Genomic DNA, 23,975 nt, shown 5'->3' on the forward strand with positions numbered 1-23,975 from the left:
CCGAGTTGATGTGCTGCTCCTTCGTTGCCCTGGCATGGTCGGGGTCTCTACAGCTTTTACCGATCGGTGCGTGGATTTTTTTCGCTGAATTGTGCAAAAAGCATCACCAAGACAGTGAGTTACACACACTCTGATTTTGCATGTTTCGGTAGAACTTCAAGAGGAAAAAAGCCCTAATCCCGAGCAAAATAAGGAATTCACAATTACTTCACAAATTCACCACATATTCTTCACACTTCATTTACGATACTTCCTCACAAATACTTCACATTTACTTCACACTTGCCACACAAATGCCGGAAAGTGAGTGAAGCGGGAGTAAGAATTCACAAAAATAGAAAGCGAAAATGAAAATGTCACTAAAGTTGGGAACAAATAACAGCGTTAATAAAAATTGGATAAGGGGTACAAAAAAACTTTTCGGTCTCTTTCTGTTCCTTGGCACCGCCTGTATGTCTTCTGCCGTACTGGCGAAAACAGACAGCGATCTTAGGAAGAAACTCGAAACCCTGGAAGCAAGGATTCTGGAGCTGGAAGCGCGTTTGGAGAGCAAAGGGGGGCAAGGGGAACAAAATACCGAAGGCACAAAGCACGGTGCCGGCAAGGAAAAATTACACGATGCCGGGACGTTACAGTCTTCTGCTCCGCCTGCCCAAACGGACGATGAGTTCAAGAAGAAGCCGGAAGCCGCCGGAGCACGGGTTGCAAACGTGGAAGGATCTGCGGCGGATGCAGGGTGGCAGGATGCCGATGGCGGAGGCCACGGTTTCGACAGGAAAAAATTTCACGGTGGCGTTACCTTAAAACAGGATGCGTTCTTTGGTTTCCAAACCATCCTCGATGGGGAATATGAAATTCGGGATAACATCGACTTTACTTTTTACAGCTGGCTGTGGACGAGTCCCAATTTTGGCCGCAGCCGTGTTGTTTCCGGTCCAAATGGTACTCAGGTCGATGCCGGCGGCAACGGGCTGTGGACCGAGGTCGGCATGGGTCTGAATTTCCACTTTTTCGACCATGCATTAAGTATCAATCCTCAGATAGGCATGCTGAATGGCGCCTTACTATCCAGCAGAATCGTCGGGAGGGGTATCCGGGCTGGGGAAGGCGTGGTGCCCAGTATGACGATCAATTACAATGACGACCATTTTACCGGGCAGGGGTATTTCGCCTACTATCTGGCTATTCGCGATGAGCGAGCCAGGGATTTCATCCATAACTGGATCAGCCTAGGCGTTAAACCGGCCCTGTTAAATTTTAAAAATACGCCGGTCGCTTCGGTAGGCGTTCACTGGGAGCATCTGCGATTCCATAAAGACCGCATAGAAGGAAATACCGGCACGGTTTACAACTGGATAGGCCCCTACATTGAATTTGCGCTGCCTATGAGTCTTGCCCTGCGCTTCTCGGCTGGCGCTGACCTGAAGGGAGACGTATCCAAGGAATTCTATCAAGCCAGCATCAAGCTTCATTTCTAAAGCTGGAAGTGAGTCGGGATACCAAGATGCGGGAAAAGATAAATTGTATGACAAGCGCCGAGTTGCGCGCGACGATAGCAGAATTACGGCCGCAGGACGTGCGCGATCTGGTGGAGCGCGATCATGAGGTACTGGCGGCCCGGCAGGCTCGCAATTCCTTGACAGAGCAATTACGGCAGGCGGAGATGGACGTAAAGCAGGCGAAGCATCAGATGTACAGTTGGAGATCGGCTCACCCGTTGCTGGCCAGGCTTCATGATCTCGGGCTGATGCCGTCCCGATTTCTCGTCAAGTGCAACGAAATCCGGGCAGCAGCGGATACAGAGGCACTGAAGCTGGCACCACGTGTACATGATGCGACGCAATATGCGAGAAATATAGAGAACGAGGTGGAATCTCGTGTCCGGCTGGAGCAGGCGCCCGTGCACGAGCACATAGCCGAGCTGGAGCGTCTTGAGCGTCAGAAGGTTATACGGGAACTGACCGAGCAGTGCCAGACACCGGAGAGGAACGATGTCCGATCTGCCGGGGAAACGCTTATGGAGTATCGGATGACAGCGCGTTCTCGATAGCTTGGGGGTGCCACGTACTTTCAGCCGTTGTTTTTTCTTCGCGAAGAAAAGCCAGCATCATGCACTCCAACGTCTCTCGTACCCCCTCCACTCGTTCTTGCGTGCATTGGTGGAGAACCCCTTTTTGCCAGGCAGAAAATACCAGGGGATTAATGTAGGATTTCCGGCAGACTGCCGGAGTATTGCGAAGCTCATCAGCGACTTTTTTCGTGGCGGATACAATGCAGGCCCTGAGGGCCCGTTTAGTTGGAAGCTCTGGAACAGGCGTATCCAGCATGAGTTCAAACGCTCGCAGCGTGGCCCCCCATGTCCGGAAATCCTTGGCGGTAAACTCGGCGCCCATGATTTCGTGGAGGTAGTTATTGACCTGCTCGGCTCCTATCGGGCGGCGCTTGCCGTGCTCATCCACATACTGAAAAAGATGCGGCCCCTTCAGTTGCTGGCAATCACGTATGATTTTCGTGATACGCCGATCCTCGATTACCACCTCGTGTTCGACGCCGCTCTTGCCTTTGAATTTCAATAGCGCCCTTCGCTCGTTGCTGATCGAAAGATGACGCTTGCGCAGCGTGGTGAGCCCGAAGCTATGGTTCTCGCGTGCATAGGAAAGATTGCCGATTCGCACCTGGGTAGCATCAAGCAGATTTACTATGGCGGCGACGACCTTTTCTTGCGGCAGGCCTCGTTTCCTCAGATCATGCTCAAGACGTTGACGCAGGCGTGGCAAAGCATCTCCGAATTCCGCCATGCGAGCAAATTTAATACAGTCCCGCACCATGCGCCAGTCAGGATGATAGCGGTACTGCTTGCGCTTCCGGGCATCAAGTCCGGTTGCTTGCAAGTGCCCCTGCGGGTGACGGCAAATCCACACATCGGTGTAAGCTGGCGGTATCGCCAACCGCGCAAAGCGTTCAAGCTCGGCCTGATCGGTCACCGCCTTTTTATCGGGACCAACGTAGCGAAATCCGCGTCCCCAGCGTAATCTGCGGATTCCCGGTTCACTGTCCGAAACGTACACCAGCCCTGCGGCAGCCGCCTGTGCCGCCAGATCTTCTACCCCTGGTTCATCCGGCATACCATTATCAGGCAAGGAAGCCATGCAATTATTCCGTTATCTTGCGGCCTGTACTCATTGGGTTGCTCAGAATATCAATTAGTGCAGTGTGCGAATATCGAGACGTGGCAGGCTCGAAACGTATTTCCTCAGGTCGTTTTGCGGGCATTCCATACCTTGCCAGACTGAGCGGATCTGTAGGGCAAAGCGAAAAAAGGAGAGAAAGGGACGGCATTATCATCGATCTTCCTTCTTTATATATGAATCGTTCGTTTTTCCACTCCCAGCGCCGCCTCGTGCAATACTTCCGAAAGCGAGGGATGGGCATGGACGATGCGGGCGATATCTTCGCTACTGGCCGTAAACTCCATCGCCATCACGGCTTCGGCGATCATTTCGGAAACATAGGGACCAATCATGTGTATGCCCAGGATGCGGTCGGTGTTCGAATCTGCCAGCACTTTGACGAAGCCCCCCGTCTCCCCAAGTGCGCGTGCGCGACCGTTCGCCATGAAGGGAAACTGTCCTGCCTTATATTGAACGCCCGCCGTTTTCAGCTCCTGCTCGGTTTTGCCTACCCAGGCTATTTCCGGCGAGGTGTAGATCACCCAGGGGACTGTATCAAGGTTCACGTGTCCAGCTTGGCCCGCAATGGTTTCGGCAACCGCGACGCCTTCCTCCGAAGCTTTATGCGCCAGCATGGGGCCGCGCACCACGTCACCCACAGCATATATATTTGGAAGGTTGGTACGGCAATTGGTGTCTACTTCAATATAACCCCGCTTGTCGAGGTTCAACCCGATATTTTCCGCACCCAATCCCGCTGTGTTGGGAACGCGGCCCACCGCGACGATCAGTTTATCCACTTCGAGTTTTTGTTCGCTTCCCTGCACACCCTCTGCATCGACGTACTCAACCGTGATGCTTTTTTTTCCCGTTTTGATTCCGCTTATCTTGATACCTGTTTTTATCACCAGGCCTGATTCTTTGGTGAAGATTTTTCGCGCCTCTTTCGCTACTTGCTCGTCTGCCGCCATAAGAAAGCCGGGCAGCGCTTCAAGAATGGTGACCTCCGAACCGAGCCTTCGCCATAGACTGCCCATTTCAAGGCCAATCACGCCCCCGCCGATGACGCCCAGTCGCTGAGGCGCCTCTGTCATCGCCAGGGCGCCGGTATTGTCCAGTATTCGCTCATTGTCCACAGGCGCGAACGTCAACGTACGCGGCGTGGAACCCGTGGCGATGATGATGTGTTTTGCCTCGACGGTTTCCGTCTTATCACCATTCTTTACCTCGATCTGCCAAAGCCCATGGTTGCCGCTATCGTCTTCGCCGCCTTTGAGCAAAGTGCCATGCCCGTGCACTGACGCAACTTTATTTTTTTTGAGCAGCATGGCCACGCCGCCGGTGAAGTTCGAGACAATCTTGTCCTTGCGGGACATCATGACCGGAACGTCCACCGACAAACCCTTGATCTTGATTCCATGAGCAGAGAATTTGTGCGCAGCACGTTCATAGTTCTCCGACGATTCAAGGAGCGCTTTTGACGGGATGCAGCCTACATTGAGGCACGTTCCACCCAGGCTGGGCTTGCCCTGGGGATTTTTCCAGTCATCTATACACACGGTCTTGAGCCCTAACTGGGCGCAGCGGATTGCGGCGACGTAGCCGCCAGGACCCGCGCCGATCACTGCCACGTCAAAAGGTTGGGACATATTCACTTATAAAAAGAGGGAAACCGAAATACGAACAGGTGCGTAAGCGCTTATGAAATCACGATTTGCCTCGTGCCTCACGCTTCCAGTAATGGGCTCATGGGGTATTCCAAAGCCTCTTTCATCGCCACTAAAGAGAGGACAGCTTCACGCCCGTCTATGATGCGGTGATCATAGGAAAGCGCGAGATAACACATAGGACGAATCACCACCTGCCCGCGCTCGGCTACCGGCCGCTCCTTCGTGGCATGAATACCCAGAATTGCGCTCTGTGGGGGGTTGATGATGGGAGTGGAAAGCATCGAGCCGAACACCCCGCCATTGGTGATCGAAAAGGTGCCGCCGGTCAACTCTTCAATCGTCAGTTTACCGTCCACAGCGCGTTTGCCGAAGTCAGCGATCCGCATCTCGATTTCCGCCTGAGATAAAGAGTCGGCATCGCGAATGATGGGTACTACCAGTCCTCGCGGGCTGCTTACTGCTATGCCGATATCGTAGTAGCCATGGTAGATGATATCGTTTCCGTCAACTGACGCGTTGACAATCGGGAATTTTTTCAGCGCTGCCACTACCGCCTTGACAAAGAAGGACGTAAGGCCGAGCTTGACTCCGTGCTCCTTTTCAAATTTATCCTTATAGCGGGCGCGCAAGTCCATAATCGCCTGCATGTTGACTTCGTTGAATGTAGTGAGTATCGCCGCGGTGGATTGTGACTCCACCAGCCGCTCGGCAATGCGCGCGCGCAGCCTCGACATGGGTACTCTTTGCTCTGGCCGCTCGCCTCCAGAAGCAGGGGCAGCCGCCGTTGAAACTGTAGGGGCTGCCGCAGAGGCGGCGCGGGCGGAAGGGGTGGAGGGAGAGGGTGTTTTTTCCACGTGGGCCGCCACGTCCTCTTTGGTAATGCGCCCGCCGCGCCCGCTTCCCTTGATCGAGTTGATTTCTTCCGCCGCGAGCTTTGCCTGCGCTGCCAGGTTTCGGGCGGCAGGCATCATTGCCGGTGCTGCCGCGGCGGGCGAGGAAGGCGCCGACGCTGTTCCAGTCTCCGGTGCGGCCGTTGCCCCCTCCGCTGGAGCGGTTTCGGTGTCGGCTGGAGGAGTTCCTGCCTCAATGGGAGCGGCTTTTCCCTCGGTTGCAGCAGATTTTGCCTCACCTGAAGCAGCTTCAGTATCTATGGTGGCAATAATTTCACCACCTGTTACTGTCTCCCCATTGCCTTTGATGATTTTAGTCAGCACCCCTGAACTCGGCGCTGGTAGCTCCAGTATTACTTTGTCTGTCTCAATATCGATCAGGTTCTCGTCGCGGTCTACATGCTCGCCCTCTTTTTTGTGCCAGGAAACCAGCGTGGCTTCGGCCACCGATTCGGATAATGCTGGAACTTTGACCTCGACGAGCATAGTTCTTCCCCTTCCCCTTGTCTTAAATTTTTTCGCGAAACGCTGCTACTATCAACTCGTTCTGCTGGAAGTTGTGTTTCGCCAGATACCCCACCGCCGGAGAAGCCGACGAAGGGCGCAATGCGTAGCCCAAGGTCTGATCGGGACGCTTGTGCCGCAGCAGATAGTGCTGGATTCGATGCCATGCTCCCTGATTGCCTGGCTCTTCCTGACACCAGAGTATATCCCTGGCCTGGGGATAGCGTTCGACCTCTACCTGGAATTCGTTATGCGGAAAAGGATACAACTGCTCGATGCGTATGATCGCGACGTCCTCGATGTTATGCTTGCGGCGGTACGCCAGGAGGTCATAATATACCTTGCCGCTGCAGGCGATCAGGCGCCGCACCTTTCCTGGATCAAGTTTTTCAACTTCCGGGATCACGCTCTGAAAACCTTTGTCAGCGAGATCTTCAAGGCTCGATACGGATTCTTTATGGCGCAACAGGCTTTTCGGACTCATGATGATCAGCGGTTTGCGCAACGGGCGGATCATTTGCCGGCGAAGCAGATGAAACATCTGTGCTGGCGTAGAGGGAACGCATACCTGGATATTGTATTCCGCGCATAGTTGCAGGTAACGTTCCAGGCGGGCCGAGGAGTGTTCCGGTCCCTGGCCTTCATAGCCGTGCGGGAGCATCATCACGAGACCGCATAAGCGGCCCCACTTGACTTCGCCGGAGGCAATGAACTGATCTATCACCACTTGTGCGCCATTGGCGAAGTCGCCGAATTGTGCCTCCCAAACCACCAGTTCATTCGGCTCCGCAGTGGCATAACCGTATTCGAAACCAAGCACGGCTTCTTCCGACAACACGGAGTCGATTATCACGAAATCAGACTGCCCCGCCGCAACGTGACGCAGTGGAACATACCTGCCCTGGTCCCATCGCTCCCGGTTCTGGTCGTGCAGCACAGCATGACGATGAAAAAAGGTTCCGCGTCCCGAATCCTGCCCGGAGATGCGAACCGCATACCCATCCTTCAAAAGCGCCGCATAAGCCAGATTTTCGGCCATTCCCCAGTCCAGAGACAGTTTTCCTTCTCCCATCAGCCGGCGGTCGGCAATGATCTTTTCCACCCTTGAATGTAATTTGAAATTTTCCGGAATATCCGTTAGCCGCGCAGCCAATCTTTTCAATTCCGCCATCGGCAGTCCGGTCTGCACCTGTACATCCCACTTGTTATCCGCCAGGAAGGGCGCCCAATCCACGGCATTATTGGATTTGTAGCCGTAAACGATGGTCTTGTTCGGGTTGCGGCCCGCATCCATATCATCGCGATAGGCCTTCACCATCTGCTCGATCTGGTCCGCATTCATGATACCTTCGGCTTCCAGCTTGTCCGCATAGCGCTTGCGCGTACCTGGGTGGCGGCTAATGATCTTGTACATCAGTGGCTGGGTTACCATCGGTTCGTCCTGCTCGTTGTGGCCGAGCGTGCGGAAACAAACCATGTCCACGACCACATCCTTGTGAAATTTCATCCGGAAATCCAATGCGATCTCGGTCACCAGGACGACCGCTTCGGGATCGTCACCGTTGACGTGGAAAACAGGCGCCTCAATCATTTTCGACACATCGGTGCAATAAAGCGTGGACCGTGTGTCACGTGGATCGGATGTAGTGAAACCGATCTGGTTATTGATGATGACATGCACGGTACCCCCGGTGCCGTAGCCGCGGGTCTGCGACAGATTCAAGGTCTCCATTACGACGCCCTGGGCGGAATACGCTGCATCCCCATGCAACAGCACGGGCAATACCAGATCTCCATCCCTGTCTTGCAAGCGGTGTTGCCGAGCGCGCACGGAGCCTTGCACCACCGGATCCACAATTTCCAGATGTGAGGGATTGAACGCCAGGGAGAGTCCCATCACTCCGCCGGGCGTGGATACCGCCGAAGAAAAGCCCTGATGGTATTTGACATCGCCCTCGGGCAACTCGTGAACGTGCTTGCCTTCAAACTCATGGAACAGATCGGCAGGGAGCTTGCCAAGGGTATTGACCAGCACGTTAAGCCGTGCGCGATGCGCCATGCCGATGACCAACTGCTGTACGCCCATCCGGCCGGCACGCTGCAGCAGATTGTCCAGTAGAGGAATCAGGCTTTCTCCGCCTTCGCCAGAAAAGCGTTTCTGGCCGACATAGCGGGTATGCAAATATTTTTCCAGACCTTCTGCGGCATTGAGGCGTTCCAGGATATGTTTTTTATATTCAGAAGAGTAATTTGGCTGTGCGCGCGGCCCTTCGATGCGGCCTTGTATCCAGCGCTTTTGCTCGGTATCGGTTATGTACATATACTCGACGCCGATACTGCCGCAATAAGTTTGCCGTAGCGACTGCAGAATGTCTCCCAGGGACGCACGGGGAGGGCCAATTAGCGAACCGGTTCCGAATATCGTGTTCATGTCGGCCCCGGTAAGACCGTAATAGGCAGGATCGAGTTCGGGAACGTGCGGTTTTTCCTGACGCTTAAGGGGATCGAGGTCTGCATGACGGACGCCGAGAAAGCGGTAAGCGTTTATCATCTGCAGTACCGATATCTGCTTGCGTTCCGTTGTCAGGCTGCGCTCCTCCCGCGTTAATTCCCTAGCGGCACCCCGGCCCGCGTGTTCCCCCTGCCGCCGCTTTTCTTTTGCCAGACGGATGAACGATTCAATCACTGGCTGGTGCGGGACATCTGGAGAAGCCGATTCAATCGCTCCGTTTACCCGCGATAGTCTATCGAAGTAGATCCGCCATTCCGGTGGCACGGATTCGGGGCTCCGCAGGTATTCCTCGTAAAGCCCCTCGATGAAGGGTGCATTCGCGCCGAACAGCAGGGAACTCTCGAACAATTGCTTCATCATGGCCAAAGACCTCGTCGTTTGGCAAAACCGGGTTATTTTCGTGATGCAATCGGAACCACATCGCGGGTAACTGCGCCTGTGTAAAGCTGGCGCGGCCGCCCGATCTTGTACTCGGGATCGGAGATCATTTCACTCCATTGCGCGATCCATCCAACGGTGCGGGCCATGGTAAATATGGCAGTGAACATCGAAGCGGGAATACCCAGGGCCCGCTGGACGATGCCGGAATAAAAATCGACATTGGGGTAGAGCTTTCTTTCGATGAAATATTCATCTTCCAGCGCGATTTTCTCCAATTTCAGCGCAAGCTTGAACAGCCGGTCATCGTGCAGGCCCAGTTCATCCAGTACTTCATGGCAGGTTTCGCGCATCAACGTCGCGCGTGGATCAAAATTTCTGTATACCCGGTGACCAAACCCTGACAGCCGGAAAGGGTCGTCCTTGTCTTTGGCGCGGGCGATATACTCGCCAATGCGCGAATCATCGCCAATTTCTTCAAGCATGTTCAGGCAGGCTTCGTTTGCTCCGCCATGGGCTGGCCCCCAAAGGCAGGCAATACCGGCGGAGATACAGGCAAAGGGATTGGCCCCGCTCGAACCGGCGAGCCGGACAGTGGACGTGGAAGCATTCTGCTCATGGTCGGCATGCAGGATCAGAATACGATCCAGCGCCCGCGCCAAGACCGGATTTGGTTTATATTCCTCGGCAGGCGTGGCGAACATCATATGCATGAAGTTTTGCGCGTAGTTAAGATCGTTGCGCGGATAGACGAAAGGTTGACCGATATTGTATTTGTAGGCCATTGCGGTAATGGTTGGCAGTTTTGCTATCAACCGAAAGGCGGATAGTTCACGGTGCGCAGCGTCCGAAATATCCATTGCATCGTGGTAAAACGCAGACAAAGCGCCGACAACACCGATCATTACGGCCATGGGATGAGCGTCGCGCCTGAACCCCGTATAGAAGCGGGCCAGTTGCTCATGCACCATCGTGTGCCCGGTAACGGTATTGTCGAAGGATTTCTTCTGGGCGCCATTGGGCAGTTCCCCGTTCATCAGCAAAAAACACACTTCCAGAAAATCGCATTTTTCTGCCAACTGCTCGATCGGGTAACCGCGATAAAGTAAAATACCTTTATCCCCGTCGATAAAGGTTATCCCGGAACTGCTGCTGGCCGTGGAAAGATAGCCGGGATCGTAGGTAAATATCCCGCCTTTCGCATATAGCGTGCGGATGTCAACCACATCGGGCCCCATGGTACCCGACAGGATTGGAAATTCCAGTGGCTGACTGCCGTTATCCAGATCAAGAGTCGCGTTACGCGCGTGTTTCATATTGTTCCCCACTATTTTCGTTTTCCACTCTGTAAGCGCTTGGGTCCAGCTATATTGTTTGCAGTAGACGCAATACTGGATGCGAATCGGCGCTTCCTGCTTCTTTCAACGTAATCATATCCCATAAGTCATTGTCCGGAAGGCCAAGCAGTGTTTCAAATTGCCGTAGCTCCGCCTCGTTGAGCTTGGTGTAATGCTCGTCCATGAACCTTTGCAGCACAATATCCAGTTCCAGCAGGCCACGCCGGCAACGCCAGCGTGCGCGCTCCAGGTTTTTCATACCGTTCTTTTCACCATCATGTCCTTGATCCGGCCGATGGCGCTGGTCGGATTCAAACCCTTGGGGCATACATCCACGCAGTTCATGATGGAATGGCAGCGGAACAGGCGATACGGGTCTTCCAGATAATCCAGTCGCTCCGCGGTAGCCTGGTCTCGACTATCGGCGAGAAAACGGTATGCCTGCAACAAACCGGCGGGCCCCACAAATTTGTCCGGGTTCCACCAGAATGAAGGGCACGCGGTGGAGCAGCATGCGCACAGTATGCACTCGTATAACCCATCCAACTCGGCCCTTTCCTCTGGTGATTGCAGGCGCTCGGTTTCCGGGGGCGGTTCATTGTTGATGAGATATGGCTTGATCGAGTGATATTGCTGGAAAAATTGCGTCATGTCCACGATCAGGTCGCGTATAACCGGCAAACCCGGCAAGGGGCGCAGTTCCACGGGTTCTTTCAACCCTGCAACCGGCGTGATACAGGCCAGTCCGTTGCGCCCGTTGATGTTCATTCCGTCCGATCCACACACCCCCTCCCTGCAGGAACGGCGCAGGCTTAGGCTGTCGTCAATGGTTTTGATGCGCTCCAGCGCATCCAGCAGCATTCTATCGGCTGGCTCCAGCGCGATATCGTAATCCTGCATGTACGGCTTTTCGTCCTTGTCCGGATCGAAGCGGTAGATTGAGAATTTCATGTCGAATTCCTTGATATATGGGTTATCGCCCGAGAAATATTCCCCGGATGACGAGGAATATTTCCCGCCGCATAGCCTTGGAGTTTTCAGCTGGATAAGTGATACACCATTTTCCGCAATTCATTGGAATACCCCCGTTGAATTCAGTTCTCCCTCCTCGATAACACCTTGCTAGCCAATTTCATCAACCTGTAGAGGAGCGGGTTTAGCCGGCTTCGCATCCCATATCTCGTTCGCATATTGCAAAATGGTACGGTCACTGGAAAATTTACCCATCTGGGCAACGTTCAGGATCGCCTTGCGTATCCACTCCTCCTGATCCTGGTAAGCGGCATCAACTTTTTTCTGGCAAGCGATATAGGAAGCATAATCGGCCAGCAGAAAATATTTATCGCCATGTTGTAGCAGCGTATCTATAACAGGTTTAAAGCGACCAGGCTCATCCGGAGAGAAAAAGCCCGAACCGATCATGTCGAGAACGGTGCGCAATTCCGCGTTGGAGTGGTAGAAATCCAGAGGTTGATAGCCATTCGCTTTCATCTCGGTGATTTCCGTTGCTGTGAGGCCGAATATAAAAATATTGTCTTCCCCGACTTCCTCGCGGATTTCGATATTGGCGCCATCCAGGGTACCAATCGTAAGGGCGCCGTTCAATGCGAGTTTCATGTTTCCGGTTCCCGAGGCCTCAGTGCCTGCGGTTGAAATCTGCTCCGAGAGGTCGGCAGCCGGAATCATCTCTTCTGCTGTTGATACGTCATAGTTAGGTATGAACACGACCTTCAAGTGGCCTGCCACACGCGGATCATTATTGACGATGTCGGCGATATCATTGATAAGCTTGATAATGAGCTTGGCCATGGAATAACCCGGCGCCGCCTTGCCCCCGAAAATGACTGTCCGGTGAACATGGCCGGCGTTCGGGTCATGCCGAATGCGGTTATACAGCGTCACCACATGCAGCACATTGAGCAGTTGCCGTTTGTATTCATGGATGCGTTTGATCTGAACATCGAACAGCGAATCGGGATTGATATCAATCCCGAGCTTTTTCTTCAGCATTGCAACCAACCGTTCCTTGTCCAAGCGCTTCACGGCGGCGAACTCCTCGCGAAAGGAGGCATCATCGGCCAGTGGGACCAGACGCTTCAACTGGGTCAAGTCCTTGATCCAACCGGGACCGATACGCGAAGTGATAAGTTCGGCCAGCCGCCGGTTCGCCTGATTCAGCCAGCGGCGTGGCGTGATGCCGTTGGTGATATTGATGATTTTGCCGGGAAAAAACCGGTCGAAGTCGCGGAATATTGTCTGCTTCATCAGTTCGGTATGAATTTGCGCCACCCCGTTTACCTTGTGGCTGCCCACTATGGCGAGATGCGCCATGCGGATGCGCCTTCCTCCTTCCTCATCGATGATGGACATGCGGCGCAGTATCCCGTTGTCACCAGGGTAGCGATGCATCACATCTCTCAACAACCGCCGGTTGATTTCGTAAATGATTTGCAAATGGCGTGGCAGGATACTTTCGAACAGGGTAACCGCCCAGGTCTCAAGCGCTTCGGGCATCAGTGTGTGGTTTGTATACGCGAACGTCCGGGTAGTGATATTCCATGCTTTCTCCCATTCCAGATGGTGCAAATCCACCAGCAGGCGCATCAGTTCCGGAATGGCAATGGCGGGATGCGTGTCGTTCAACTGGATCGCGACTTTGTCGGGCAAGGCATCAAAATTATTTTGATACTTGCGGTACCGGCGCAATATGTCATGCAACGAAGCGCACACGAAGAAATACTGTTGCTTCAGGCGCAGTTCGCGCCCCATGGCCGTACTGTCGTCGGGGTAGAGCACCTTGGACAAGTTCTCGGAAGCGTTCTTGTCTTCCACTGCCTTGACATAATTCCCTTCGTTGAAGTAGCGCAGTTCAAAATCTCGCGTTGCCTTCGCCGACCACAAGCGCATGTTGTTGGCCGTGCGGGTGCCATATCCCGGAATAGGCGTATCGAAAGCCATGGCCATCACGTCGTCGGTATCTATCCAGTGATAGCGCAGCATTCCCCGTTCATCGGCATATTGAACCACACGGCCATGAAATTTTACCTGATGCAATACCTCTGGGCGTGGGAACTCCCATGGGTTGCCATAACGCAACCAGTTATCCGGATGCTCAACCTGCCTGCCATCCTCGATACGCTGGGCGAACATGCCGTACTCGTAGCGGATACCATAGCCGTAGCCGGGGAGGTCCAGTGTCGCCATGGAATCGAGGAAACAGGCCGCAAGCCGTCCCAAGCCACCGTTTCCGAGTGCGGCGTCGGGCTCTACTTCGCGTATCTCGTCCAGATTGATCGCGGATTCCTTTAACGCCTCGCGGAATTGCTGCTCGAATGCGAGATTGTGCACGCCGTTCATCAGGGTGCGCCCCATCAGGAATTCCAGGGAAAAGTAGTAAACGCGCTTGACGTCGTTGACGTAATAGCTACGCATGGTTTCCATCCAGCGGTCTATCAGGCGATTGCGCACCATGTAAGCTGTCGCGAAGAACATGTCGCGATCAGTGGCGGTTACCGTGTCTTTGCCCACCGAATAGGTCAAACTGTTGGAGAGCGAGTGTTTGATCGAGTCCTTATCGAAACGGACTTTCTTATGCTCGAAAATGGATGTCTTTAAATAGTCATTCATGATTTCTCCTGTGAGTTCGAGGTTATTCAAAGACGCTCGATACCGCCGGTGCTGGCCGGAAAGGAAATGAGGATGAATCAGTATGCTTGCAGATCTGCGCCATCCGGATTCAAGGAATGACGCCAGAATTGATCGTCGCTATCGAACAGCCGGTAAGTGCCCCGCGGTCCCCAGGTGCCTGCCTGGTAGCAGTTGATAAAATTGCGTTCCATCGCCCACACTTTGATAACAGGATCCACCGCGCGCCATGCCCATTCCACTTCATCTATTCGAAGAAACAGTGAATGATCACCTTGCATTACATCCAGCAGCAAACCTTCATAGGCGTCATGTTCTTGCTCGCTACCCTTGCGGTATGAAGCATCCAGGCTGATGGTGCGGGTTTCCAGGTCCAGACCCGGCACCTTGACGCGCATTTCCATCTTCAGGCTGTCATTAGGCTGAATGCCCAGCATGATCCAGTTTGGATGCGACGGTTCATGGCGTGTGTGACGCAGCAAATCCTGGGGTGGACTTTTGAAACGGATACAAATTGCCGAAATATTTTCGGCCATGCGCTTCCCGGTGCGCAGGTAGAACGGCACTCCAGCCCAACGCCAATTGTCGATAAACAGCTTTAGCGCCGCGTAGGTTTCCGTGGCGCTGTCCGGCGCCACGCCCGGTTCCTCCACATACCCCGGAACGGGCTCCCCACCGATAATTCCATTCGCATATTGACCGCGGAATGCATGGGCGTGCACCGAGTTTTGCGTAATAGGCCGTATAGCTTTCAGCACCTTTACTTTTTCGTCCCGCAAGTGCTCGGCGGATAATGTTACCGGAGGCTCCATCGCCACCAAGGCAAGCAACTGCAGCAAGTGGCTCTGGATCATGTCGCGCAACGCGCCGGCTCCCTCGTAATAGTCGGCGCGCCCCTCAATACCCAGGGTTTCCGAATGGGTGATTTGCACATGATCGATATAATGGTTATTCCACAGCGGCTCAAGCAGTATGTTGGCGAAGCGGAAGACCATCACGTTCTGCACAGTGCCTTTACCGAGATAATGGTCGATGCGGTAAATCTGCGGTTCGTTCAAATGCCGGTACAGGCTTCCTTGCAGAGTCTGGGCGCTGAGCAAGTCATAGCCGAAAGGCTTTTCGATCACCACGCGGCACCATCCTTTTTTCTGCTTGAGGAGGCCTGCCACACCGAGTTTTTCTATGATTGGCGGGAATTCCGATGGACGCACAGCCATGTAAAATACGATATTGGGCGAAAACTCCGGGGTTTCTTCCAATACTTTCTGCAGTTTAAGATAAGCGTCGCCAGTGGCCGGGGGGTTGGGATGGTAATACAAGCGGGAAAGGAAGCGCTCGGATGCCTGCTCATCAATGCCTTCCGGAAACTGGGACTTCAGCATGCCGGATACTTCCTCGATCCACCGGTCTTTACTCCACAGCTCCAGGCTGCAACCGAGTATCACCATTTTATCCGGCAGGCGCCTGGCTACTTCCAGACGAAACAGTGCAGGAATCAATTTACGCCGCGATAAATTTCCACCTGCGCCAAAGATCACCAGGACACATGGATCGATAGTCTTCATTTTTCTTCCCTCCCTGTTGTACCTCGTGCAGGCCGAAAGCAATCACTCATGGAAAAGCACGCATGGCTGTCAACTATAGTGTCAACAGTGCCGCTGTTTGTGCTGGCCGAAGCACCCCCCGGGGATTCCGGGGGGTGCCTCATCTTTGCTTCAACTTCTTTGCCTGCTGTTTCCGGCTACAAAACGATGTTGATCGATAATCGCGTATTTCTGATTAGTAGGTCCTCGCCTGGGGCGTAAATGATTCCACTGTCAACGGCTTTAACCGGACGGGCTTGTAATCCAGCCGTCGGCCTTCTCTGAAATACAAGGTATGTTTGAGCCACTTGTCATCATCCCGCACGGGAAAGTCGTCACGTGCGTGGGCGCCGCGGCTTTCAGTGCGCGCTTCGGCCGAAATCATTGTGGCTATCGCTACTTCCACCAGATTCTCGAGTTCCAGCGCTTCCACCCGGGCTGTGTTGAATACTCGGCTCTTGTCCCTGATTTCGATATGTTTGGCGCGCTCCGCCACTTCGCCGATTCTGGTGACTCCCTCCCTGAGCATGTCCGAAAAACGGAAAACGCCGCAATATGTATGCATGGTCTTGCGTAGCAGATCGCCCACTTGGGCCACGTTCTCTCCATCTTTCTGGTTGTTCAGCCGGTCAAGCCGAGCCAGCGCCTGATCGGAGGCGTCCGGCGGCAAATGCTTGTGGTGCTGGTTTTTTTTCAAATCCTCGATGATCTGGTTGCCGGCTGCCCGGCCGAACACAAGGATATCGAGCAACGAATTGGTTCCGAGCCGATTGCCGCCATGGACGGATACGCAAGCGCACTCGCCTACTGCATAGAAGCCCGGCACCACTTCCTCGGGGCCGGTTTTATAGGGCGCCACCACCTGCCCGTGAAAATTGGTTGGAATGCCGCCCATCATGTAATGTGCGGTAGGTACAACCGGGATCGGCTCGTGGATAGGGTCTGCATGGGCAAATTTCATGGAGATTTCACGAATGCCCGGCAGCCGCGTCTTGATCACATCCTCGCCGAGATGGTCAAGCTTTAGCAGCAGATGATCCGCATCCCTGCCACAGCCCCTTCCCTCTTTTATCTCTGTAGTCAGGGCTCGCGACACCACGTCTCGGCTGGCCAGGTCCTTCGCATGGGGCGCATAACGTTCCATGAAGCGTTCCCCATCCTTATTGAGCAGGTAGCCGCCTTCACCGCGCACCGCCTCGCTGATGAGCACGCCTACTCCATAAACGCCAGTAGGATGGAATTGCCAGAATTCCATATCCTCCAGAGGAATGCCGGCCCGCGCCGACATGGCGAGACCATCTCCCGTATTGATGAATGCATTGGTACTTGCGCTGAATATACGCGCGCCGCCGCCAGTGGCGAACAGCGTTGCCCTTGCCTGCAACACCATGACCTCACCGGTTTCAATGTCCAGCGCTGTCACGCCGCATACGTCCCCTTCCTGGTCACGGATCAGGTCCAGGGCCATCCATTCGACAAAAAATTGGGTATTGGCCTGCACGTTGCGCTGGTATAGGGTATGCAGCATGGCATGGCCGGTGCGGTCGGCCGCCGCGCACGAGCGGGTTGCCTGCGCGCCGCCGAAATTCTGCGACTGTCCGCCGAAGGGGCGCTGGTAAATTTTTCCATTCTCCAGGCGGTCGAAGGGCATGCCGTAATGTTCCAGCTCGTAGACCACTTCGCTGGCTTGGCGGCACATGAATTCGATCGCATCCTGATCGCCGAGATAATCTGAGCCCTTCACCGTATCGTACATATGCCAGTGCCAGTTATCCTCGGTTACGTTGCCCAATGCGGCCGCAATTCCGCCCTGAGCGGCTACCGTGTGGGAGCGGGTGGGAAATACCTTTGACAAGACAGCCACCTTGAGCCCGGCGGTCGACAATTGCAGCGCGGCGCGCATTCCCGCGCCGCCTGCCCCGACAATTACCGCGTCGAATTTTCTTCTGGCTATCGCCACACTAACTCCACAGGATTTCCACCGACCAGATGGTATAAAACAACAAGGACAGTATGACCAGTACCTGTAATGTCAAACGAATACCGGCAGCACGAATATAATCCATCAGAATATTGCGCATCCCGACCCAGGCATGCCAGAACAGGCTGACAAGAAACAGGAAGGAAGCAATACGCATCCATCGGTTAGCGAATATAGCCTTCCACGAGGCGTGGTCGTGGGGAGGCGAGATCAATAACATTGCCGCGAATAGAAGAATAAAGACTACCATTACCACCGCGGTCAAGCGCTGGGCGAGCCAATCCCTCAGGCCATAATGAGCGCCGGTGACAATACGCTTCACCACATCGATGCCGAGATCAGCAGCGTAAGAATAACGCCGGCGGCGAATACTATTTTACTGGTTGTACGCGCCTGCTGGAGTGAGGAGCCATAATGCAGATCCAGTGCAAGAAAACGAATGCCAGCGCAGAAATGATGCAGGAAGAACCACAACGAGAGTGTCAAGACAACTTTGAGCAGCGGGTTGTCCAGTAGAGACTGAAGCTGCACATGCCCTTCCGGCGAATTCAGCACTATGTCCAGACTGCAAAGTAGAAGCGGGATGCCTGGAAAGAACAGCAGCGCTCCGCTCACCCGATGCAAGAGCGAGACTACAGCCGGCAGGGGCTGTTTGATTCTCATCAGATCCAGGTATTTGGGACGTTTTCTTTGCAAGTGTTCGCTCCCGGGACACGTCGGGTACTGCCTCCACGGCCTAGTGTAGACCCTTACATCGAGCGATACAATACGGGTAAGCTCATAAGTAAACCCTGAAAAAAATGGGTTTACCAGGGGTTCAACCCAAGGCAGGCGGTTGATACTGCTCAAATTGACAGCAAGAGGGAATGTTTTTATAGTCCAGGGCATTTGATAGCCTGAAGGTGCATTTCTCGATGGGTCGCATCGAGCTTGACGCGCAAACACAAAAAATGAAAACGCGAAGGCGAAATGGATTGCTTTAGAATAATGTTGAGCTCCGACTTGGCTCACCTTCGACAAACGTGCGGACAACGGAAAATTAACCAGGAAAATTTCTTGTCCCGGCAATATCCTACAGGAGCGCAAGAATGAACTCTCCCATGCGCGTAGCGGTCACCGGCGCAGCTGGCCAGATCGGTTACAGTCTGGTATTTCGCATCGCGGCGGGCGACATGCTCGGCAAGGATCAGCCTGTCATCCTGCAATTGCTGGATATACCGCAATCGCTGCCCACACTTAAAGGCGTGGTAATGGAACTTGAGGATTGCGCCTTTCCGCTACTGGCAGGTATAAATATTACAGATAATCCCGAAACCGCTTTCCGCGATGTGAATATCGCCATGCTGGTAGGCGCACGCCCTCGCGGCAAGGGTATGGAGCGTAAGGATTTGCTGGAAGCGAACGGTGCAATATTTATCGATCAGGGCAGGGCGCTGGATGAAGGGGCCCGCCGCGACGTAAAGGTTCTGATAGTTGGCAATCCGGCCAATACCAACGCTCTCATCGCCATGAGAAATGCCCCAAGCCTGATGCCGGGGAATTTTTCGTCCATGATGCGGCTGGACCATAATCGTGCCTTGTCCCAGGTTGCGGCAAAACTTGGACGACCCGTTGCGGGCATCAGAAAAATGATCGTCTGGGGCAATCATTCCTCCAAACAATATCCGGACTTGAATCATGCCGAGGTGGGTGGCGACAAAGTCGCGCGCCTCGTCAACGATCCTGCCTGGGTAGAAGACCACTTCATTCCCGCGGTACAGAATCGCGGTACCGAGGTAATCGAGGCTCGTGGCCTCTCCAGTGCCGCCAGTGCCGCCAATGCCGCCATCGACCATATCCGGGACTGGGTTTTCGGCACCCGGGAAAACGACTGGGTATCGATGGGAATCCCTTCGGACGGTAGCTACGGGATTCCGGAGGGTGTTATGTATGGTTTTCCCGTGGTCTGCAAGGAGGGGGGCTACCATATCGTTCCTGATCTGGAAATCAGCGAATTCAGTAAGGAAAAAATGCAGGCCACCTATCGGGAACTGGTGGATGAGCGAGATTCGGTGAAGCATTTGTTTGGATAATCCAAAGCCTGATTTTTCAGCTCCCATGATCATCTCCGCGGGTTCCCGTTTTCGCGCCGCGCTTGCGGAGGAAAAGCCTTTGCAGGTGGTGGGCTGCATCAACGCCTATGCAGCACGTCTTGCGGCTCGTACCGGATTCAAAGCGCTCTATCTTTCCGGTGGCGGCGTGGCGGCGGCCTCGCTGGGCGTGCCCGATCTCGCCATTTCCACGCTGGACGACGTGCTGACCGACGTGCGCCGCATCACGGATATTATCGATCTGCCGCTGCTGGTGGACGCGGATACCGGTTTCGGCGGCGTTCTCAATGTCGCCCGCACAGTGAAGTCACTGATTAAAGCCGGCGCAGCGGCTTTGCATATTGAAGATCAGGTTGACGCCAAGCGTTGCGGCCATCTCCCTGGCAAGATGATCGTTAGCGAGGCGCAAATGGTCGATCGTATCAAGGCTGCGGTAGATGCCAGGACCGATCCCCGGTTTGTCATTATGGCCCGCACTGATGCACTGGCGGTCGAAGGACTGCAATCCGCCATGGACAGGGCATGCGCATTCGTGGAAGCCGGCGCGGATATTATTTTTCCGGAAGCCGTGACTGAACTCGATACCTATCGGCGATTCGCCGCAGCAGTAAGCGTGCCAGTGCTGGCCAACATAACTGAATTCGGCGCGACTCCTCTTTATTCAGTCGAAGAATTGGCCAAGGCGGACGTTTCTCTGGTGCTTTACCCACTATCCGCATTTCGGGCAATGAGCGCCGCCGCCCTGAACGTGTACCGGACGATACGCAACGAAGGCACCCAGAAGAAGACGATCGATACGATGCAGACTCGTGCGGAGCTATATGACTTTCTCGATTACCATGCCTATGAGGAGAAACTGAATGTCATGTTTCCAGAATCCGGAAAGCCCGAAGATGATTAAGGTAGCTGCACGTTCCCAATCCAGAAGCAAGAAATCTGTAGTTTTATCAGGCGTGATAGCGGGAAATACCGCCATCTGTAGCGTCGGCAGAACTGGCAACGATCTGCATTATCGTGGCTATGACATTCTAGACATGGCCGATACCTGCGAATTCGAAGAGATTGCCTATCTGCTGGTACATGAGAAGCTGCCCACCCTGGACGAACTGGCTGCGTATAAAGAAAAACTCAGAAGCCTGCGAGATTTGCCTGCCGGCGTTAAAACCATTCTGGAGGCGATACCGGCGACTGCTCATCCGATGGATGTGATGCGCACCGGAGTGTCTGCCTTGGGCACGGTATTGCCTGAAGCGGAGAAACATACCATTGAGGACGCCCGTGATCTGGCAGACAGACTTCTGGCCTGTCTCGGCTCAATTTTGCTCTACTGGCACCACTACTCCCATAACAATCGCCGTATAGAACTGGCGGCTAATGAGGACTCCATAGGAGGATATTTCCTGCACCTGCTGCACGGCAGACCGCCGCCGCCGTCGTGGGTGAAGGCCATGCATACTTCGCTCGTGCTGTACGCCGAGCACGAATTCAACGCTTCCACCTTTGCCGCTCGCGTGATTGCCGGCACCGGATCCGATTTCTACTCGGCAATCACCGGGGCTATTGGCGCGTTGCGCGGCCCCAGGCACGGCGGTGCCAACGAGGCTGCATTCGATATCCAGACGCGCTACAAAAACCCGGATGAGGCCGAGGCAGACATCAGGCGGCGGGTGGAGAATAAAGAGATCATCATCGGGTTCGGACATCCGGTATATACAACCGGCGATCCGCGTAACCGGATAATCCGGGAAGTTGCGAGGAAGCTTTCAGTGGAAGCTGGCGATACGGAAATGTTCAGTGTTGCGGAGAGACTGGAAACAGTAATGTGGGACATCAAGAAAATGTTTCCCAACCTCGACTGGTTTTCCGCCGTGGGTTATCACATGATGGGTGTACCCACAGGCATGTTTACGCCACTGTTTGCGATCGCGCGCACCAGCGGGTGGGCTGCGCACATTATCGAACAACGTCTGGACAGCAAGATTATCCGGCCATCGGCAAATTACATTGGGCCGGAGGAGCGGGAGTTCGTGCCGATTCCGGCTCGGATATAAGGATAACCGGCTCCAGTGGAACACCAAGGTTTCAAGCAGCGTGGCTTGAGTTCGATATTCCGAACTTGTCAATTCCCGATCGGCTGTGGGCTAGATCCTGGACGAAGGGCAGGGCTGCTCGGAAGGCTTGTTTTTCCGCCATTCGTGACGACAGCAATACGGGAAAGATAATAGAGTGCGTTCCGATGACCAGCACAAGATGACCAGATGAAGCGGATTCACAACTCCTGTTCTATTAGGTAATTTTCCCAAAAAATTTGATGCCTTCTATTGCAGACGAATCTGCCCCTCAGTTCTTCATTATTCTCAATGCCGCGTCCGGGCACAACAACACTTCCACCGTTTGTACGATCATTGAGAAGGTGTTGATCGAGGCTGGTAGACGCTACGAACTGGTAGTAGTCGAAGACGCTGCACAGCTTGATGGTGTTGCGCGTCAAACAGTTGAGCGAGCTTGTGAACGTGGCGGTGTCGTTGTGGTAGCCGGCGGCGATGGCAGCATCAACACGGTGGCCCAGGCGACGCTAGGCAGTGGTTGTCCTCTTGGCGTGCTGCCCCAGGGTACGTTCAATTACTTTGGGCGCGAGCATGGAATATCATCTGATACCGCCGAGGCCACCCGAGCACTCCTCACTGCCTCCGTCCAGGCGGTTCAAGTGGGTCTTGTCAACGATCGACTATTCCTGGTCAATGCGAGCCTCGGGCTTTACCCGAGGTTGCTCGAAGACCGCGAGGCTTTCAAACAGCAATATGGGCGCAATCGTCTGGTTGCGTTTGCATCGGGGCTGGTAACTCTGCTGCGACACCACCAGCAACTGCTCATCAGTCTGGAAATCCGCGGCAAGTTTCATGATATTCGCACACCGACCCTGTTTGTGGGCAACAACCGGTTGCAGTTGGAGCAGCTCGGCCTCCCGCTGGAAAATGCGCTCGAGAATGATGAACTCGTCGCAATCATGTTGCGGCCGACCGGTATGATGGCGATGTTGTGGCTACTGGTTCGCGGTGCGCTCGGAAAGTTGGGCGAAGCACAAAACGTAATCAGTTTTGGCTTCAAGCGCATGACGATAAGGTCATCTCGCCACCTCAAGCGCCGCGTGAAGGTCGCAACAGATGGCGAGGTTGTCTGGATGGATACGCCGCTCGAATTTCGCGTCTCTCCGCACCCGCTGCATTTGCTCAAGCCTGCCACTACGCCTGAGCCGGGAACCCTGGATACAGGTCCAGATTCATGAAAGCGCTTATTCACATTTCCGATCCGCATTTCGGCACCGAGCAGACCCCAGTAGTTGAAGCGTTATTGCGCCTTGTGCATGACGAGGCGCCCGAGCTGGCGGTGTTATCCGGTGATATCACGCAAAGGGCGCGCCGGGAACAGTTTCGCGCTGCGAAAAGCTTTACCGAGCAGCTTGAGGTACCATCATTAATCGTTATTCCAGGTAATCACGATATTCCCTTGTTTAATTTCGTGGCCCGGTTTCTCAACCCCTATGGAAACTACCGTCGCGAGTTCGGCGACGACCTTGAGCCGACGTTCGAGTCGGATAGATGGCTTGTCATTGCCCTCAACACTACTCGCCGCTACCGCCACAAAGACGGCGAAGTGTCGAAAGCACAAATCCGCCGTGTGACCGATCGCCTGAAAATGGCGTCTGTGGGCCAATTGCGCATTGTTGTAACGCATCAACCGGTATGCGTGACACAGGTAAAGGATGAACCCAATCTTCTGCACGGGTGTGAGGCAGCGGTGCGGCAATGGGCGGCCGCCGGTGCTGACCTGGTTCTGGGCGGTCACATTCATCTGCCTTATGTCTGCGCCTTGCATGCCCGTTATGCCGGTATCATGCGGCGGACCTGGGCTGTGCAAGCTGGTACGGCAGTGTCGCGGCGCGTGCGCCCCGGAGGAAACAATTCGATCAACCTGATCCGCTATGAGGTCTTGCAGCAGCGCCGCCAATGCACTGTTGAACGCTGGGACTACCTCACGTCGGCAAAAAACTTTGTTAGAGTAGCAATTGACCCCCTGGATTTTTATGCTTCAGATGATCCGGTTGAATCAGCACCATTTGATGCGGAGCCCGGCATCAAATAGAAAATGGCGGGGAAGATCTTCTTCCCGCTTTCTCGGGAAAAGGACACTTCCCGTTAATCGCCTGTTTATAAT

The 23,975-nt window shown here is 54.3% G+C and carries 19 protein-coding genes; 7 read left to right on the plus strand and 12 right to left on the minus strand.

Going from position 1 to position 23,975, the window contains the following annotated elements; all coding sequences use genetic code 11:
- Nucleotides 1–452 precede the first annotated feature (452 nt).
- Entirely contained in the window at nt 453–1,478 is a 1,026-nt protein-coding gene (locus tag BMZ14_RS00095; RefSeq protein ID WP_177186878.1) for a DUF6733 family protein, read from the plus strand.
- 47 nt (nt 1,479–1,525) lie between these two features.
- Nucleotides 1,526–2,050 (plus strand): hypothetical protein, encoded by a 525-nt coding sequence (locus BMZ14_RS00100; protein WP_074793422.1) that lies wholly within the window; start codon nt 1,526–1,528, stop codon nt 2,048–2,050.
- Here the strand turns inward: BMZ14_RS00100 and BMZ14_RS00105 are convergent.
- The 12 genes from BMZ14_RS00105 to sdhC form a co-directional block, all read right to left on the minus strand.
- On the minus strand, nt 2,016–3,149 hold the full coding sequence (locus BMZ14_RS00105) for a DNA topoisomerase IB (RefSeq protein ID WP_074793424.1): 1,134 nt from the start codon (nt 3,147–3,149) through the stop codon (nt 2,016–2,018). The genes BMZ14_RS00100 and BMZ14_RS00105 overlap by 35 nt on opposite strands.
- A 209-nt stretch (nt 3,150–3,358) precedes the next feature.
- A complete protein-coding gene (gene lpdA / locus BMZ14_RS00110; RefSeq protein ID WP_074793426.1) occupies nt 3,359–4,819 on the minus strand; it encodes a dihydrolipoyl dehydrogenase in 1,461 nt (486 codons plus the stop codon).
- A 77-nt stretch (nt 4,820–4,896) separates the two neighbouring features.
- Nucleotides 4,897–6,216: a 2-oxoglutarate dehydrogenase complex dihydrolipoyllysine-residue succinyltransferase gene (gene odhB, locus BMZ14_RS00115; RefSeq protein WP_074793428.1), complete on the minus strand. Its 1,320-nt coding sequence runs from the start codon at nt 6,214–6,216 to the stop codon at nt 4,897–4,899.
- Between the two features lie 22 nt (nt 6,217–6,238).
- Nucleotides 6,239–9,106, minus strand: coding sequence for a 2-oxoglutarate dehydrogenase E1 component (locus tag BMZ14_RS00120; protein WP_074793430.1), 2,868 nt, complete (start codon nt 9,104–9,106; stop codon nt 6,239–6,241).
- A gap of 32 nt (nt 9,107–9,138) precedes the next feature.
- Nucleotides 9,139–10,440: a citrate synthase gene (gltA, locus tag BMZ14_RS00125; protein ID WP_074793432.1), complete on the minus strand. Its 1,302-nt coding sequence runs from the start codon at nt 10,438–10,440 to the stop codon at nt 9,139–9,141.
- A gap of 49 nt (nt 10,441–10,489) precedes the next feature.
- A complete protein-coding gene (locus tag BMZ14_RS00130) occupies nt 10,490–10,720 on the minus strand; it encodes an FAD assembly factor SdhE (protein WP_074793434.1) in 231 nt (76 codons plus the stop codon).
- Nucleotides 10,717–11,412 (minus strand): succinate dehydrogenase iron-sulfur subunit, encoded by a 696-nt coding sequence (locus BMZ14_RS00135; RefSeq protein ID WP_083396553.1) that lies wholly within the window; start codon nt 11,410–11,412, stop codon nt 10,717–10,719. The genes BMZ14_RS00130 and BMZ14_RS00135 overlap by 4 nt, the downstream gene beginning before the upstream one ends.
- A 171-nt stretch (nt 11,413–11,583) precedes the next feature.
- On the minus strand, nt 11,584–14,088 hold the full coding sequence (locus BMZ14_RS00140) for a glycogen/starch/alpha-glucan phosphorylase (RefSeq protein WP_074793438.1): 2,505 nt from the start codon (nt 14,086–14,088) through the stop codon (nt 11,584–11,586).
- 77 nt (nt 14,089–14,165) lie between these two features.
- Nucleotides 14,166–15,671 carry a glucose-6-phosphate dehydrogenase gene (zwf, locus tag BMZ14_RS00145; protein WP_074793440.1) on the minus strand — a complete coding sequence of 502 codons (1,506 nt, stop codon included), beginning with the start codon at nt 15,669–15,671 and terminating at the stop codon, nt 14,166–14,168.
- Nucleotides 15,672–15,885: 214 nt separating this feature from the next.
- Nucleotides 15,886–17,649, minus strand: a complete 1,764-nt coding sequence (gene sdhA, locus BMZ14_RS00150) for a succinate dehydrogenase flavoprotein subunit (protein WP_074793442.1) — start codon at nt 17,647–17,649, stop codon at nt 15,886–15,888.
- Between the two features lies 1 nt (nt 17,650).
- Nucleotides 17,651–17,995, minus strand: coding sequence for a succinate dehydrogenase, hydrophobic membrane anchor protein (gene sdhD, locus BMZ14_RS00155; protein WP_074793444.1), 345 nt, complete (start codon nt 17,993–17,995; stop codon nt 17,651–17,653).
- On the minus strand, nt 17,989–18,366 hold the full coding sequence (gene sdhC / locus BMZ14_RS00160; protein WP_074793446.1) for a succinate dehydrogenase, cytochrome b556 subunit: 378 nt from the start codon (nt 18,364–18,366) through the stop codon (nt 17,989–17,991). The genes sdhD and sdhC overlap by 7 nt, the downstream gene beginning before the upstream one ends.
- 392 nt (nt 18,367–18,758) lie before the next feature.
- Between sdhC and BMZ14_RS00165 the strand changes: the two genes are divergently transcribed.
- From BMZ14_RS00165 to BMZ14_RS00185, 5 genes are all read left to right on the plus strand, one after another.
- Complete coding sequence (locus BMZ14_RS00165; RefSeq protein WP_074793448.1) at nt 18,759–19,742, plus strand: malate dehydrogenase; 984 nt, start codon at nt 18,759–18,761, stop codon at nt 19,740–19,742.
- 25 nt (nt 19,743–19,767) lie between these two features.
- Nucleotides 19,768–20,661 carry a methylisocitrate lyase gene (prpB, locus tag BMZ14_RS00170; protein WP_074793450.1) on the plus strand — a complete coding sequence of 298 codons (894 nt, stop codon included), beginning with the start codon at nt 19,768–19,770 and terminating at the stop codon, nt 20,659–20,661.
- Nucleotides 20,654–21,811: a bifunctional 2-methylcitrate synthase/citrate synthase gene (gene prpC, locus BMZ14_RS00175; RefSeq protein WP_074793452.1), complete on the plus strand. Its 1,158-nt coding sequence runs from the start codon at nt 20,654–20,656 to the stop codon at nt 21,809–21,811. The genes prpB and prpC overlap by 8 nt, the downstream gene beginning before the upstream one ends.
- Nucleotides 21,812–22,071: 260 nt before the next feature.
- Nucleotides 22,072–23,046: a diacylglycerol/lipid kinase family protein gene (locus tag BMZ14_RS00180; protein WP_074793454.1), complete on the plus strand. Its 975-nt coding sequence runs from the start codon at nt 22,072–22,074 to the stop codon at nt 23,044–23,046.
- The gene (locus BMZ14_RS00185; RefSeq protein ID WP_074793456.1) at nt 23,043–23,903 is read left to right on the plus strand and encodes a metallophosphoesterase family protein; all 861 of its coding nucleotides are present in this window, start codon (nt 23,043–23,045) and stop codon (nt 23,901–23,903) included. The genes BMZ14_RS00180 and BMZ14_RS00185 overlap by 4 nt, the downstream gene beginning before the upstream one ends.
- Nucleotides 23,904–23,975 lie beyond the last annotated feature (72 nt).

The organism is Nitrosospira briensis, from assembly GCF_900115125.1.
Taxonomy (GTDB): domain Bacteria; phylum Pseudomonadota; class Gammaproteobacteria; order Burkholderiales; family Nitrosomonadaceae; genus Nitrosospira; species Nitrosospira briensis_A.

What these genes read in the sequence shown, in the direction of transcription:
- zwf (WP_074793440.1), bottom strand. Translation starts at nt 15,671, where the DNA reads ATGAAGACTATCGATCCATGTGTCCTGGTGATCTTTGGCGCAGGTGGA.
- BMZ14_RS00130 (WP_074793434.1), bottom strand. Translation starts at nt 10,720, where the DNA reads ATGAAAAACCTGGAGCGCGCACGCTGGCGTTGCCGGCGTGGCCTGCTG.
- prpB (WP_074793450.1), top strand. Translation starts at nt 19,768, where the DNA reads ATGATCATCTCCGCGGGTTCCCGTTTTCGCGCCGCGCTTGCGGAGGAA.
- BMZ14_RS00105 (WP_074793424.1), bottom strand. Translation starts at nt 3,149, where the DNA reads ATGGCTTCCTTGCCTGATAATGGTATGCCGGATGAACCAGGGGTAGAA.
- BMZ14_RS00140 (WP_074793438.1), bottom strand. Translation starts at nt 14,088, where the DNA reads ATGAATGACTATTTAAAGACATCCATTTTCGAGCATAAGAAAGTCCGT.
- BMZ14_RS00135 (WP_083396553.1), bottom strand. Translation starts at nt 11,412, where the DNA reads ATGAAATTCTCAATCTACCGCTTCGATCCGGACAAGGACGAAAAGCCG.
- BMZ14_RS00120 (WP_074793430.1), bottom strand. Translation starts at nt 9,106, where the DNA reads ATGATGAAGCAATTGTTCGAGAGTTCCCTGCTGTTCGGCGCGAATGCA.
- BMZ14_RS00180 (WP_074793454.1), top strand. Translation starts at nt 22,072, where the DNA reads ATGCCTTCTATTGCAGACGAATCTGCCCCTCAGTTCTTCATTATTCTC.
- prpC (WP_074793452.1), top strand. Translation starts at nt 20,654, where the DNA reads ATGATTAAGGTAGCTGCACGTTCCCAATCCAGAAGCAAGAAATCTGTA.
- BMZ14_RS00185 (WP_074793456.1), top strand. Translation starts at nt 23,043, where the DNA reads ATGAAAGCGCTTATTCACATTTCCGATCCGCATTTCGGCACCGAGCAG.
- odhB (WP_074793428.1), bottom strand. Translation starts at nt 6,216, where the DNA reads ATGCTCGTCGAGGTCAAAGTTCCAGCATTATCCGAATCGGTGGCCGAA.
- lpdA (WP_074793426.1), bottom strand. Translation starts at nt 4,819, where the DNA reads ATGTCCCAACCTTTTGACGTGGCAGTGATCGGCGCGGGTCCTGGCGGC.
- BMZ14_RS00100 (WP_074793422.1), top strand. Translation starts at nt 1,526, where the DNA reads ATGACAAGCGCCGAGTTGCGCGCGACGATAGCAGAATTACGGCCGCAG.
- gltA (WP_074793432.1), bottom strand. Translation starts at nt 10,440, where the DNA reads ATGAAACACGCGCGTAACGCGACTCTTGATCTGGATAACGGCAGTCAG.
- BMZ14_RS00165 (WP_074793448.1), top strand. Translation starts at nt 18,759, where the DNA reads ATGAACTCTCCCATGCGCGTAGCGGTCACCGGCGCAGCTGGCCAGATC.
- BMZ14_RS00095 (WP_177186878.1), top strand. Translation starts at nt 453, where the DNA reads ATGTCTTCTGCCGTACTGGCGAAAACAGACAGCGATCTTAGGAAGAAA.